The organism is Salipaludibacillus sp. HK11 (assembly GCF_047795645.1).
Lineage (GTDB): Bacteria > Bacillota > Bacilli > Bacillales > Salisediminibacteriaceae > Salipaludibacillus.
Genome location: NZ_CP181045.1, coordinates 2162608 through 2176170, shown reverse-complemented (window position 1 = coordinate 2176170; position 13563 = coordinate 2162608). Strand labels below are relative to the sequence as shown.

The 13563-nt window shown below is 37.4% G+C and carries 14 protein-coding genes and 2 tRNA genes; all 16 read left to right on the top strand.

The annotated features are described in order from the left end of the window. Positions 1–362 precede the first annotated feature (362 nt). The 16 genes from ACM26V_RS10790 (at position 363) to ACM26V_RS10715 (ending at position 13497) form a co-directional block, all read left to right on the top strand. Positions 363–974, top strand: a complete 612-nt coding sequence (locus ACM26V_RS10790) for a succinate dehydrogenase cytochrome b558 subunit (RefSeq protein WP_416151423.1) — start codon at positions 363–365, stop codon at positions 972–974. A 22-nt stretch (positions 975–996) separates the two neighbouring features. Further along, the gene (gene sdhA, locus ACM26V_RS10785; protein WP_416151848.1) at positions 997–2769 is read left to right on the top strand and encodes a succinate dehydrogenase flavoprotein subunit; all 1773 of its coding nucleotides are present in this window, start codon (positions 997–999) and stop codon (positions 2767–2769) included. Continuing rightward, positions 2766–3530, top strand: a complete 765-nt coding sequence (gene sdhB, locus ACM26V_RS10780) for a succinate dehydrogenase iron-sulfur subunit (protein ID WP_416151422.1) — start codon at positions 2766–2768, stop codon at positions 3528–3530. The genes sdhA and sdhB overlap by 4 nt, the downstream gene beginning before the upstream one ends. A 77-nt stretch (positions 3531–3607) precedes the next feature. Further along, positions 3608–4060, top strand: a complete 453-nt coding sequence (locus ACM26V_RS10775) for an acyl-CoA thioesterase (RefSeq protein ID WP_416151421.1) — start codon at positions 3608–3610, stop codon at positions 4058–4060. Positions 4061–4173: 113 nt separating this feature from the next. Further along, on the top strand, positions 4174–4398 hold the full coding sequence (locus tag ACM26V_RS10770; protein ID WP_416151420.1) for a helix-turn-helix domain-containing protein: 225 nt from the start codon (positions 4174–4176) through the stop codon (positions 4396–4398). A 111-nt stretch (positions 4399–4509) separates the two neighbouring features. After that, positions 4510–5361 carry a PRD domain-containing protein gene (locus tag ACM26V_RS10765; protein WP_416151418.1) on the top strand — a complete coding sequence of 284 codons (852 nt, stop codon included), beginning with the start codon at positions 4510–4512 and terminating at the stop codon, positions 5359–5361. A gap of 319 nt (positions 5362–5680) precedes the next feature. Next, on the top strand, positions 5681–5944 hold the full coding sequence (locus ACM26V_RS10760) for a phosphocarrier protein HPr (protein WP_416151416.1): 264 nt from the start codon (positions 5681–5683) through the stop codon (positions 5942–5944). Next, positions 5944–7665, top strand: coding sequence for a phosphoenolpyruvate--protein phosphotransferase (gene ptsP, locus ACM26V_RS10755; protein WP_416151415.1), 1722 nt, complete (start codon positions 5944–5946; stop codon positions 7663–7665). Before ACM26V_RS10760 ends, ptsP begins: the two co-directional genes overlap by 1 nt. A 273-nt stretch (positions 7666–7938) precedes the next feature. After that, the gene (locus ACM26V_RS10750; protein ID WP_416151414.1) at positions 7939–8418 is read left to right on the top strand and encodes a MarR family winged helix-turn-helix transcriptional regulator; all 480 of its coding nucleotides are present in this window, start codon (positions 7939–7941) and stop codon (positions 8416–8418) included. 20 nt (positions 8419–8438) lie between these two features. After that, complete coding sequence (racE, locus tag ACM26V_RS10745) at positions 8439–9287, top strand: glutamate racemase (RefSeq protein WP_416151413.1); 849 nt, start codon at positions 8439–8441, stop codon at positions 9285–9287. Between the two features lie 469 nt (positions 9288–9756). Continuing rightward, positions 9757–10899, top strand: coding sequence for a GerMN domain-containing protein (locus tag ACM26V_RS10740; protein ID WP_416151412.1), 1143 nt, complete (start codon positions 9757–9759; stop codon positions 10897–10899). A 260-nt stretch (positions 10900–11159) separates the two neighbouring features. Continuing rightward, on the top strand, positions 11160–11909 hold the full coding sequence (gene rph / locus ACM26V_RS10735; RefSeq protein ID WP_416151411.1) for a ribonuclease PH: 750 nt from the start codon (positions 11160–11162) through the stop codon (positions 11907–11909). Between the two features lie 47 nt (positions 11910–11956). Beyond that, entirely contained in the window at positions 11957–12559 is a 603-nt protein-coding gene (locus ACM26V_RS10730) for an XTP/dITP diphosphatase (protein WP_416151410.1), read from the top strand. 24 nt (positions 12560–12583) lie between these two features. Next, positions 12584–13099 carry a metallophosphoesterase family protein gene (locus ACM26V_RS10725; RefSeq protein ID WP_416151409.1) on the top strand — a complete coding sequence of 172 codons (516 nt, stop codon included), beginning with the start codon at positions 12584–12586 and terminating at the stop codon, positions 13097–13099. A gap of 241 nt (positions 13100–13340) precedes the next feature. Continuing rightward, positions 13341–13414, top strand: a tRNA-Gly gene (locus tag ACM26V_RS10720). A 6-nt stretch (positions 13415–13420) separates the two neighbouring features. After that, positions 13421–13497 (top strand) — tRNA-Arg (locus ACM26V_RS10715). Positions 13498–13563 lie beyond the last annotated feature (66 nt).

The following is a 13563-nucleotide window of genomic DNA, read 5'->3' as shown; positions in this document are numbered from 1 at the left end:
AAAAGTATTGTGAAAAAACACCATACCGTTATCTAGCTAGCTTATTACAGGAGAATAAAATTCTCTTTGAAAGGTCTTTTCTATACTATGAGTGTCTTTATAAGCTGTTTCAGAATTTTTTATCACTCAGTTCTACAGTGATTTAACTATTCTAAATACTTTGTTGTAATCATATTTGATGTTGTCGCTTTCTTGACGAAGGCAGTCGATAGGAGTAAAATGAAATTGTCATTTATTATTCAAATAATGGTCGTTTCACTTATTGACATTTTTATTTGATAAGTTATGAAAAGGAGGTTACTTTACTTTTAGTCTATGTTTACTAGTATCTCCAGAATACTATATTACAGGGGGAGAGAAAGATGTCTACGAATCGAGAATTTTTTTACAGAAAACTTCATTCTTTACTAGGTGTCATACCAGTAGGGGCTTTTTTGATTGTTCATTTAGGTGTGAACTATTTTGCTGTTAGGGGTCCTGAAGCTTATAATCAAGCGACGCACTTTATGGAAAATCTTCCATTTAGATATTTTATGGAAATAACGCTTATATTCTTGCCGTTAATTTTCCATGCGATTTATGGACTTTATATCGCTTTTCAAGCCAAACACAATACATCTACATATAGTCATTTTAGGAACTGGATGTTTAGGTTACAGCGCGTCACCGGAGTAATTGTTTTGATATTTGTTACTTGGCATGTGTGGGAAACGAGAATTGCCGCTGCTCTTGGAGCGGAAGTGAATTTTAACATGATGGCAGAAATAGTAGAAAATCCACTGGCGTTAATTCTTTACATTATTGGTATTACGGGAACAACTTTCCACTTTGCTAATGGGTTATGGTCGTTTGCTATTAGTTGGGGAATTACAGTTTCACCAAGGTCACAGCAAATTTCCACCTATGTTACGATGGCAATTTTTGTGGCATTGACCTATGTGGGGATTCATTCCATTTTAGCGTTTGTCTTATAGCCAAAAAGAAGGAGTGTTAATGATGAGCAAAGGAAAAACAATCGTTGTTGGCGGAGGTCTTGCTGGTCTTATGGCAACGATCAAAGCAGCGGAAGCGGGTATTTCAGTAGATTTATTTTCTGTCGTACCTGTTAAACGGTCACATTCCGTCTGTGCTCAAGGCGGAATTAATGGAGCTTTAAATACAAAAGGTGAAGGTGACTCCACTTGGGAGCATTTTGACGACTCAGTATATGGTGGAGATTTCTTAGCAAATCAACCACCAGTTAAGGCGATGTGTGATGCAGCACCTGGAATCATTCATTTATTAGATCGGATGGGTGTAATGTTTAATCGGACAGCTGAAGGTTTGTTAGCTCTTCGCCGTTTCGGAGGTACACAACATCACAGAACGGCTTATGCCGGAGCGACAACTGGTCAACAGTTGCTTTATGCTTTGGATGAGCAAGTACGTCGTCACGAAGTGAGTGGCCTTGTTACAAAATATGAAGGCTGGGAATTTTTACATGCTGTTATTGATGATGATGGTGTGTGTAGAGGGATGACAGCTCAAAACTTGAATTCATCTGAAATTCAATCTTTCCGTGGTGACGCAGTTATTCTTGCTACAGGTGGACCAGGAATTATTTTTGGAAAATCAACAAATTCAATGATTAACACTGGTTATGCAGCAGGTGCTGTCTATGAACAGGGAGCCTATTATGCGAATGGTGAATTTATTCAAATTCATCCAACGGCGATTCCAGGTGACGATAAACTTAGATTAATGAGTGAGTCTGCTCGTGGAGAAGGCGGACGTGTGTGGACGTATGATGAGGATGGAAAACCTTGGTACTTCCTAGAGGAAAAGTATCCCGCTTACGGAAATTTAGTCCCACGTGATATCGCTACTCGTGAAATCTTCCATGTCTGCGTAGATTTAAAGCGCGGTATTAATGGTGAAAACATGGTCTATTTAGACCTTTCTCATAAAGACCCAAAAGAATTGGATCTTAAATTGGGCGGGATTATGGAAATCTATGAAAAATTCATGGGAGACGACCCGCGTAAAGTACCAATGAAGATTTTCCCGGCTGTTCACTATTCAATGGGTGGTCTGTGGGTAGACTACGATCAAATGACAAATATTCCTGGATTATTTGCTGCAGGTGAAGTTGATTATTCTATTCATGGTGCGAATCGCTTAGGTGCAAATTCTCTACTTTCTTCTATTTATGGTGGAATGGTTGCGGGACCTAAAGCAGCTGAATATATTGATGGACTTGAAAAAACCGCAGAGGAAATGGACAGCAGTTTGTTTGAAAAACAAGTTAAAAAAGATCAAGCTGAACTAGAAGAAATTCTTAATATGACAGGCGACGAGAATGCGTTTAAACTTCATCAAGAGCTAGGTCAATTGATGACTGAAAACGTGACGGTCGTTCGAGAAAACGACAGACTAAAAGCAACTAATGAAAAAATTGGTGAGCTACTTGAAAGATATAAAAACATTAATATTGATGATACTTCCAAGTGGACAAATCAAAGTGCGGCGTTTATCCGACAACTTCGTGCGATGATGAACCTTGCTAGAGTGATTACATTGGGCGCACTTAATCGTGATGAGAGCCGTGGAGCACATTATAAGCCAGAATTTCCGGATCGTAACGATGAGAAGTTTTTGAAGACGACAAAAGCGAAGTACAATCCAGAAACGAATGCTCCAGATATAGAGTATGATGATGTTGATGTTTCATTAATTGAACCTCGTAAGCGAGACTATACTTCAAAGAAAAAGGCTGGTGGAAAAGCATGAGTGAAAAATTCATTGAACTTGTGATTAAGCGTCAAGCCGATCAGAATAGTGAGCCATATGAGGAAAAGTTTGAAATTCCTTACCGTACAAACATGAATGTCATTTCCGCACTCATGGAAATACGTCGAAATCCACAGAATGCAAATGGACAAGATACAACTGCAGTCGCTTGGGATGCAAGCTGTCTTGAGGAAGTTTGTGGAGCTTGCTCCATGATTATTAATGGGAAGCCAAGGCAATCCTGTACGGCACTTATTGATCAGTTAGAACAACCAATTAAACTGGAACCGATGAATACTTTCCCAGTATTACGAGATTTAACGGTTGATCGAAGTCGGATGTTTGATTCCTTGAAGCGAGTAAAAGCTTGGATACCGATTGATGGCACGTATGATTTAGGACCTGGACCAAGAATGCCAGAAGCAAAACGTCAATGGGCATATGAATTATCAAAATGTATGACTTGCGGTGTTTGTTTAGAAGCCTGTCCAAATGTGAACAGCAAATCTGAATTTATTGGACCTGCTGCTCTATCTCAAGTTCGCTTATTTAATTCTCATCCAACAGGAGAGATGCATAAAGCTGAGCGTCTTGAAACATTGATGGATGGAGAGGGTGGACTATCAAATTGTGGTAACTCACAGAACTGTGTCCAAGCTTGTCCGAAGGGAATTCCTCTTACAACGTCAATTGCAGCTTTAAATCGCGAAACATCATTGCAATCGTTTAAGAATTTCTTTGGAACGGATCATACAGCTTAAGTGATAAAAAAGGGCGTTCAGCCCTTTTTTTTAACAATAAAATGAATGATCATTCATTCTTTGGTAGGAGGAGTACTATGGCATTACCAAGTTATATTGAGGATATGAAAGAGTGGAAAAAATCCTTTCAATTCTTTTTTCCAGTGACGGTCCGTTTTTCTGAGACAGATGCTTTTGGACATTTAAATAATACGGTAGCTTTTGTCTATTTTGAGCACGCAAGAATTCAATTTTTGAAGGAATCGGGTCTAATGCAACAGTGGATGAATCAGAATGGTGCAAAAATTCCTGTCACAGCCGATTTACACTGTGACTACATGAACCAAGTATTCTTTGATGAAGTATTACAAATCGGCGTGAAAGTAAGTGATGTTGGTCGTTCATCTGTAGAACTACAATATATAGTCTTGAACCAATCTAACATCGTTTGTATGACAGGACGAGGACGAATGGTGCAAATATCGAAAAAAACAGGGAAAGCAATCCCGTGGGATGAAAAGGAACTAGGGATGTTGAGAAAACGGTCTTAAAATTGACTTCCCCTTTGTTGTCACGGGCTAGAAAGCTTTCACATAAGATATTGATGACTAAATAATCGCCAAATTTTTTAGAAAGATCAGCCCATGCAAGGAAGGGTGAATGTATGAAAGGCCATGATATGATGCCAAAGCCACTATTGACCAAGCGTGAACGAGAAGTGTTTGAGCTGCTTGTGCAAGATCAAACGACGAAAGAGATTGCTGCAAAACTTTTCATAAGTGAAAAGACAGTTCGTAATCATATTTCCAACACAATGCAAAAGCTAGGAGTAAAGGGGCGTTCCCAAGCTGTGATTGAGTTGATTAGATTAGGAGAACTGAAAATCTGATGCAGACCGGCTTCTTTGTGGGAGCCGGTTTGCTGCTTATTTTGGTTGATAATACTGATAAATATCTATATGATGTAGTTAAGAAGTTGACTAAATGAAGAAGGTGTCATAATGATTCGAGGAACCTTTAGTGTTCAGAAAGCTTTGAATAATAACGTTGTTATTGCAGAGTCTAATAATAAAAATGAAGTTATTTTTATTGGGAAAGGAATAGGATTCGGTAAAAAAAACGGAGATTTTTTTGAGGCAAAGGCATATGATAAAGTGTATTCTCTTGTAGACGAACAGGAGAAAGAAAAATACATAAGATTAGTAACAAAAGAGACCGAAGAAACGATGTTAATAATTCATGAAGCGATAGAAATAATTCATGAAGCAATCGGTTTTAAGTTAGAGGATCGAATCCATTTTGCACTTACGCAACACTTAGCTTTGGCACTTCAGCGAACTCGAGATCAAACTGGGATTCAGAATCCATTTTTAACAGAAACAAAATGGCTTTATTATGAAACGTATGAAATTGCTGATCGAGCAGTTGATTTTATTTTTAATAAAACAGGTTTGAGGTTGCCAGATGCAGAAGTTGGCTTTATTACGCTGCACATCCAAAGTGCGATTCGAGATAGTCATTCTTCTTTGAATAAAGAATCGGACTTGCTAACGCGTTGTATAAGCTATATTGAAGAGAAAAGCGGTGTGACATTTGAACGAGATGATCCATCTTTCAGACGATTGGTGCACTTTCTAAAGCTAATTTATCAAGATGAAGTTCATGAAAAAGACTCAGATTTGAATAAACAACTTATATTATTCTTGAAGGAAAATCATCCTGTATGCTATAATATGACATGGAACTTAGTTCGAATGATCGTAAAGGCAACAGGAGTTTCTGTAGCTCATTCAGAAGTAATTCATTTGTTGATTTATATTCGAAGCACTATAGAAGCACATAATAAAACATAACTCGTTTACGTGTTACTGATATGATCTTATCAGGCATGAGTAAAGAGGTGTGTGTATGATAAAGGATGTTGCGAAATTTCGTAGCTATTCTGCAGGGGTCTCCCTAATTTCATAGACAACCCTTACTCATGCTTTTTATTTTATCCTATACGCCATGACTTCCTCATAAAGATTCTATTAAAATCTAGATTTTTAGCGTGAGAAAGTTGAAATATGGGTATGAATAGTAAGTAAGCGTGTATATGTTTCCTATTGACTCGTTCGATCAACCGAACTGTTATCTAAACTAATTTTCTAAAAAAAGAAGGAGTGTCTTATCATGGCAGAAAAACAATTTAAAATTACCGCAGAAACAGGAATTCACGCACGACCAGCAACACAACTTGTAAACAAAGCAGGTCAGTATGAATCAGAAATTACTCTTGAGTACAAGGGCAAATCAGTAAACCTTAAATCAATTATGGGAGTTATGTCTCTAGGTGTTGGACAAGGATCTGAAGTAACAATCAAAGCTGAAGGATCAGATTCAGAAGAAGCGATTAAAGGCCTTGATGAAGTTATGAAGCAGGGGCTTGCTGAATAATGTCTATAAAGCTAACTGGCATAGGTGCATCAGCTGGAATTGCTATTTCCAAAGCATTTCGACTTGAAACACCTGATTTGACTGTTGAAAAAATGACAGTTGAAAATGTTGATAATGAGATTCAAGTGTTTGATGCAGCCCTTGATAAATCAAAAGCAGAGTTGGAAGTAATAAAACAAAAAACAAAAAACGATATTGGTGATGAGCATGCAGAAATTTTCTCTGCTCACCTCCTAGTTTTAAGTGATCCTGAGCTAGTAGATACAATTCGACAAAAAGTGAAAGATGAAAAAGTTAATGCTGCTTTTGCATTGAAGGAAGTGTCGGATCAATTTATAACAATGTTTGAGACGATGGATAATGAATATATGAAGGAACGAGCAGCAGATATTCGTGATGTGTCAACTCGTTTATTGTCCCACATATTAGGTAAACCAATTGTCTCATTAGCTGAGATGAATGAGGAAGTAATCTTAATTGCTGATGATTTGACACCATCAGATACTGCTCAGTTAAATAAGGCATTTGTTAAAGGATTTGTTACTGATATTGGTGGGAGAACTTCTCATTCAGCAATCATGGCGCGTTCAATGGAAATCCCTGCTGTTGTTGGAACGAAATCAATTACTGAACATGGAGAGCAAGGTGTACAAATCATTGTTGACGGCCTTGAAGGAAATGTAATTATTGACCCGTCAGAAGCAGAACTTTCTGAGTATCGTCAAAAACTTGCGGACCATGAAGAGAAAAAGAAAGAATGGGCGAAGCTTGTCCATGAACCTTCAAAGTCTAAAGATGGCGAGCAAGTCGAATTAGTTGCAAATATTGGAACTCCTAATGATTTAGAAGGAGTTATCAATAACGGAGCTGAAGGCGTTGGTCTCTACCGTACTGAATTTCTTTATATGGGTAGAAATGAACTTCCGACGGAAGAAGAGCAATTTGAAGCTTATAAAAAAGTAGTTGGAGATCTTGATGGGAAACCAGTTGTTATTCGCACATTGGATATCGGTGGTGACAAGGAACTCCCTTATCTTGACTTACCAAAAGAAATGAATCCATTTTTAGGGTTTCGTGCGATTCGTTTATGCTTAGAAAAAGATGATATTTTCCGAGTGCAACTTCGCGCATTACTAAGAGCGAGTGTATTTGGAAATTTAAAGATCATGTTCCCGATGATTGCAACGTTAGACGAGTTTAGGCAGGCGAAAGCCCTTCTTGAAGAAGAAAAGCAAAAGCTTGTAGATGCAGGGACAGAAGTAAGTGACAGCATCGAAGTCGGAATTATGGTAGAAATTCCATCTACTGCTGTTATGGCACCGCAATTTGCAAAAGAGGTTGATTTCTTTAGTATTGGTACAAATGATTTAATTCAATATACCTTTGCTGCTGATCGTATGAATGAGAGTGTTTCTTATTTGTATCAACCATACAACCCAGCAATTCTACGTTTAGTGAAAATGGTTATTGACGCTTCGCATGCCGAAGGGAAATGGACAGGTATGTGCGGTGAAATGGCTGGTGATGAGATAGCGATTCCTCTCTTGTTTGGACTTGGTTTAGATGAGTTCAGTATGAGTGCTACTTCTGTTCTTCCAGCGCGTAGTCAGCTTAGTCAGTTGACAAAATCGCAAGCAAAAGAAGTATCTGAGAAAGCTTTAGACTTAAATACTGCTGATGAAGTCAAAGAATTGGTTGAAAAGACGTTCCTATCACATTGATACTTAATATGAATACGCTGATTTATGGTATGTAATTTACTGTGAATTAGCGTTTTTTATTAGAGTATCCGTCTGTATGAATAGGCTTGTTTTAGAATAGTTTTATTAGATCAATTGCAGATTAACATGGATACCAAATAAAATATAATAATGGAAAATTCATTGTTTTGCTGATTCTTCTAAAAGTCTTGAAATTATCGTGAAAAACATGGAGAATAAAAGTAAAGTGAAAGTCTTTTTGTTTTTGATAGGGAAACTTGAAAGGAGAAGACAATGCCTGAACTACCAAAAGAGGATGTTGTAGATTTATCGCAAGTAGCAGATATTGAAAAATCATTACGAATGATTGCGGACATTGTTAAACAAAAAGGAAGAGAAATTTTAAATGAATTTCCAATTACTCCTCCACAGTTTGTAGCGCTTCAATGGTTGCATGAATATGGTGATATGACCATCGGAGAGTTGTCATCGAAAATGTATTTAGCATGTAGTACAACAACAGATCTTGTCGATCGTATGGAGAACAATGGGTTAGTTGAACGAATAAAAGATGAAAAAGATAGAAGAGTAGTAAGAATTCATTTACTTGACAAAGGTGCGAAAATTATTCGCGAAGTGATTAATCAAAGACAAGTATATTTACAAAATATTTTGGATACTTTTTCCAATGAAAATGTAAACTTCTTGGATAATAGTTTAACTTTTCTTCTTGATGAAATGAAACGAGATGCTAAAACCTGGAAGTCATTTTAACTATAGAAAGAGGCCGTTTGATGTTAAATAAATCTATTGGTGTTATTGATTCAGGGGTTGGTGGTTTGACTGTCGTTTCTGAAATGATGCGTCAATTACCTAAGGAAGAAATTATATATATTGGTGATACGGCTCGTTGTCCATATGGACCTAGATCTGAGGAAGAAGTAAGAAGGTTTACTTGGGAGATGATTCGTCATCTTGTGTCAAAAGATATAAAGCTTTTAGTAATTGCTTGTAATACAGCAACTGCGGTAGTGTTGGAAGAAGCGAAGGAGAGGCTGTCGATCCCGGTGATAGGAGTGATTCACCCTGGAGCCATAGCTGCACTAAAAACGACGAAGAATTACCAAGTTGGAGTGATAGGGACGGAAGGAACTATCTCTAGTGGAGCGTATTATCGAGAATTGACTTTAATAAACAATAAGGTAAAGGTTGTTAGCCTAGCTTGTCCTACGCTTGTTCCTCTTGTTGAAAGTGGGAACTTTACAGGAGACGCTGCGAAAGGAATTATTGAGGATGCTCTTTCTCCTATTTTAGATTATGAAATAGATAATCTTATATTAGGATGTACACATTATCCTTTAATCGCGCCACTTATACAGGAGGTGGCAGGGGACAAAGTTGAGGTCATCAGTTCTGGTGACGAAACAGCGCGGGAAGTGAGTTCATTGTTGTATCATGAAAATTTACTTTACACAGGTGAAAATGCTCCAAGGCATATCTTTTATACAACTGGGTCTAGCAAAACGTTTGAAATAGTTGCTCAAAATTGGTTAGGGCATGATGCGTTCGAAGTGAGAGAAATGGATTTAAACCCAATTATTATAAAACGGAAAAAAAGTTCTGCTATTAATAATTATAATTAATGCATACACAGTGTGGTTCTACTGCGCTGTGTTTTTTGGTGAAAAGAAATAGTTCAAGTAGTAATTAGGGGCTACTGAATAACTAAAAATACTTATTGTCAAGAGGTTTGCCGCCTATTTTATAGGAGTTACGTGCAAAGGAATAGTCGTAAAAAGAACCAAAAACTTTGCCCCTTTTCAAGTGCGTTCATCATTAAGATTGGGACATTGTCCTCGATTAAGAAAGAGTAAACATTAATGGGCATTCCACTCTGATAAAAACAGTATCGTCTTTGCAAAAACTTGAGTTATTCAGTAGTACCTAATTAAACGGGAAGCACATTTTCATTTAGTGAAGTTATTTCAAAAAGGATAAATCGATAGGTTTGTTATCAAAAATGCAGCATTTTATCTTAAGAGTAGATTATTGGTATAAATAAAGCTGATAGCTCGTATATATCATAGTACAAACAGTCAAGGAGGGAATGCGATGCAACGCGGTCGGAAACAAACACGATTAGCAATCATGCTTTTAGGAGCCGTAGTGATTGTCTTTACTGCATGTGGATCACCGAACAGTGACGATGTACTTGAAGAAATTGACCCACCACAATTGGATTATATTGATGATGAAGAAAAGTTGGACTTAGAAGTGATGGAAGAAGAAATTGAACAAGATCAGCTAAGTTCAATAACTGAAGAAGATATGGAGGAATCCATAGATGAGGAAGGTCCTGAAGAAAAAGGGGGACCTGAAACAATAGAAGTTGATTCACATGAATTATATTTACTTGACCAAAATGGTAAGGTTGCTCCACAAACTATGAATATTGAAGAAGAAGAAATTGAGAAAACTCTTGTTGAATACCTCGTTCAAGAAGGGCCGGTAACAGAAGACCTTCCTAATGGGTTTCAGGCTGTTTTACCAGCTGGTACAGAAATATTAGATGTTAGTGTAAATAATGCAGGGGTGGCTGTAGTCGATTTCAATGAAGCATTCACAGACTATCATCCTTCGCAGGAGCTCCAAGTTCTCCAGTCGCTCACTTGGACATTAACACAGTTAGAAAATGTTGATCGGGTGAAGTTAAGTATGAATGGGGAAGAGCTAACCGAAATGCCTCATAATAAAACGTCTGTTGGAAACGGGTATACAAGGGGGCATGGAATTAATTTAGAAATGAACGATCAGACTGACTTAGTTTCCACGACTCCAGTCATTGTGTACTTTCTTTCTCAAACAGATGATCAAACCTATTATGTACCGGTAACAAGAAGGGTCAATCAAGATGAAGAAACGTATCAGGCGGTCATAAATGAATTGTTAGAGGGTCCTTCTTACATGTCAAATTTATTAACAGATTTCCGCCAAGAAGTTGAATTAATTGAAGAACCTAGTTTCGAAAATGGCACCGTTACTGTTAACTTTAATGAAGCTTTGTTAAGTCAAATGGAAGGGACAGCGATTTCAGAAGATGTATTAAACATGCTCGTCTTATCATTAACAGAGCAAGAAGAAATCGAAAGTGTCTCATTACAAGTAGATTCTGAATCGACAATTATGGTTAATAACGGTGAATCATTGACAGACCCAGTAGTTCGACCGAATCAAGTGAATATTGGTCAATTTTAATATATTTGAATTTACGAAGTGAAACTATTATGATAAAAGAAGAAGCGATTCTTACTAGCTTCTTCTTTTTTGTACTTTAAGAATGTTACTAAGGCTTTAGCTATGAAGGACTTGGCGACAAGGCAAGTTTTTCTAAATTTATGAAAACTCTAGCTTCGCAATTTGATAAAGTGAATAGGATTACTTCGTCGAGAGTAAGAAGATGTGTAACAATACATAATAATTGAAGGTAATAGTAATACATTGAGGAGTGATATGTCATGCGCCACGACAACCGAACAGGTAATGAATTAAGACAAGTAGAGATTATTAAAGATTATATTAAACACCCTGAAGGATCAGTGTTAATCGCATTTGGTGATACAAAGGTAATATGTTCAGCAAGTGTAGAGGACCGTGTCCCGCCATTTATGAGAGGTAAAGGCAAAGGCTGGGTGACAGCAGAGTATTCGATGTTACCGAGAGCAACGGAACAGAGAAATATAAGAGAATCATCAAAAGGGAAAATAACAGGGAGAACGATGGAGATTCAACGGTTAATTGGTCGCTCATTGCGCTCAATTGTCGATCTAAACCTGATTGGTGAACGGACGGTTTGGATTGATTGTGATGTTATTCAAGCAGATGGTGGGACGAGAACGGCTTCTATAACTGGAGCATATGTTGCGATGGGGCTAGCATTTGATCAATTAATAAAAGATAAGAAATTGAAATCGAATCCGCTTAAAGGGTATTTAGCAGCTATCTCAGTCGGTGTGAATAATCAAGAGGAGTCTATTTTAGATTTAGATTATATTGAGGATTCTAAAGCAAATGTTGATATGAACGTGATAATGACAAGCGAAGGAAAACTAGTTGAAGTTCAAGGGACAGGTGAAGAAGCAACCTTTTCAAGGGCTCAATTAAATGAAATGCTAGATCTAGCTGAAAAAGGAATAAAAGAGATTTTTTATATGCAAAAAGAAGCGTTAGGAGAGTTTTCAGAAAAAATACCAGGATTTGATAAATAATAACATAAATTCCTTTGTTTGGTATAAGATGAGGTGGGGAAAGAGATATGGAGAAAGAAATATTTATTGCATCAAAAAATAAAGGTAAAATCAGTGAATTTGAATCATTTTTCAAATCAAAAGGGTTGTCAGTTAAATCTCTATTAGATTTACCTGAAGAGGTGGATGTGCTAGAAGATGGGAACACTTTCGAGGAAAATGCGATAAAGAAAGCAGAAACAATTGGCAAAAAAATAGGGAAACCTGTATTGGCGGATGATTCAGGTTTAGAGGTAGATGCGCTTAATGGTGAACCAGGGATTTTCTCAGCTCGTTATGCAGGCATTGAAAAAAGTGATGATGCTAATAATGAAAAGTTGCTAAATGAGCTCACTGGAATTGAAAGAGAGCGAAGAACTGCGAGATTTGTTTGCTCATTGGCGATCTATTTTCCAACTGGAGAAGTAAAGACAGTTCGTGGAACATGTGAAGGAATGATTGCTGAAACTCTTCAAGGAGAGCATGGTTTTGGTTACGATCCTTTATTTTATCTTCCAGATGTCGGTATGTCGATGGCGCAGTTGGAGCAGGAAGAGAAAAATAGACGTAGTCACCGTGCAAATGCTTTGATGAAATTGGCTGAGCATTGGCAAGAATGGACGACGGAATAAACAATTTGAAAAGGTGATTTTATAATGAAAGCATTAGTAATGAGCGATAGTCATGGATGGGATAATGAAGTGAAAAAGATTGTTGATAGACACCGTAATGACGTAGATGCGATTTTTCATTGTGGTGATTCAGAATTGTCGGGAGATGCATCAGCGTTAGATGGCGTTCGTACTGTTAAAGGAAACTGTGATTTCGGATCAGATTTCCCGGAAGAATATGTGGAAAGTGTTAAAGATACAACAGTATTTGTAGCTCATGGGCATTTATTAAATGTTAAAATGACAGAAATGAATTTAATTTACAAAGGTGAAGAAACAGAAGCACAAGTCGTTTGCTATGGTCATACGCATATTCCGGCGGCAGTGCAAGAACATAATATAGTCATTTTAAATCCAGGAAGCATGAGGCTCCCTAGGGATTATCCTGTTGGTACATATGTTATCGTAGAAACGACTGAAAAAGATATTTATGTAGATTTTTATAACCTTAAGGGCGAAAAAATGACAGATATCAGTAAAAAATTCCACAAAAACTATTGACTTATAAGGCGAAATTGTTTATATTAATTATTGTCGCTATTGTCGATTGATTAATTTAGATCGCATAGACGATTTCGTCTTTTTATAAAATGCGGGTGTAGTTTAGTGGTAAAACCTCAGCCACGAGCAGAAACATCACGAATAAGCTACGAGTTGTCTCGACGGATGCAGCTTCGAAGGTATTGCTAGAAGAGGAAGAGACATTGCAGTACATTGTAGCAAAGGAAGAACATTATAAAATGCGGGTGTAGTTTAGTGGTAAAACCTCAGCCTTCCAAGCTGATGATGTGGGTTCGATTCCCATCACCCGCTCCATATGTTGTCTCAGTAGCTCAGCTGGATAGAGCAACGCCCTTCTAAGGCGTCGGTCGCAGGTTCGAATCCTGCCTGGGACACCATACTATTAATTCAATTAACTTAATAAAGATATTGAAACCTTGAAATGCTGTAAATCAGTGTTTCAA

Bases quoted from the DNA above. Each gene is read 5' to 3' on its own strand.
- ACM26V_RS10730 (WP_416151410.1), top strand. From the start codon at position 11,957: ATGGAGAAAGAAATATTTATTGCATCAAAAAATAAAGGTAAAATCAGT.
- ACM26V_RS10775 (WP_416151421.1), top strand. From the start codon at position 3,608: ATGGCATTACCAAGTTATATTGAGGATATGAAAGAGTGGAAAAAATCC.
- ACM26V_RS10770 (WP_416151420.1), top strand. From the start codon at position 4,174: ATGAAAGGCCATGATATGATGCCAAAGCCACTATTGACCAAGCGTGAA.
- ACM26V_RS10750 (WP_416151414.1), top strand. From the start codon at position 7,939: ATGCCTGAACTACCAAAAGAGGATGTTGTAGATTTATCGCAAGTAGCA.
- ACM26V_RS10740 (WP_416151412.1), top strand. From the start codon at position 9,757: ATGCAACGCGGTCGGAAACAAACACGATTAGCAATCATGCTTTTAGGA.
- sdhA (WP_416151848.1), top strand. From the start codon at position 997: ATGAGCAAAGGAAAAACAATCGTTGTTGGCGGAGGTCTTGCTGGTCTT.
- ptsP (WP_416151415.1), top strand. From the start codon at position 5,944: ATGTCTATAAAGCTAACTGGCATAGGTGCATCAGCTGGAATTGCTATT.
- ACM26V_RS10765 (WP_416151418.1), top strand. From the start codon at position 4,510: ATGATTCGAGGAACCTTTAGTGTTCAGAAAGCTTTGAATAATAACGTT.
- ACM26V_RS10760 (WP_416151416.1), top strand. From the start codon at position 5,681: ATGGCAGAAAAACAATTTAAAATTACCGCAGAAACAGGAATTCACGCA.
- rph (WP_416151411.1), top strand. From the start codon at position 11,160: ATGCGCCACGACAACCGAACAGGTAATGAATTAAGACAAGTAGAGATT.
- sdhB (WP_416151422.1), top strand. From the start codon at position 2,766: ATGAGTGAAAAATTCATTGAACTTGTGATTAAGCGTCAAGCCGATCAG.
- ACM26V_RS10790 (WP_416151423.1), top strand. From the start codon at position 363: ATGTCTACGAATCGAGAATTTTTTTACAGAAAACTTCATTCTTTACTA.
- ACM26V_RS10725 (WP_416151409.1), top strand. From the start codon at position 12,584: ATGAAAGCATTAGTAATGAGCGATAGTCATGGATGGGATAATGAAGTG.
- racE (WP_416151413.1), top strand. From the start codon at position 8,439: ATGTTAAATAAATCTATTGGTGTTATTGATTCAGGGGTTGGTGGTTTG.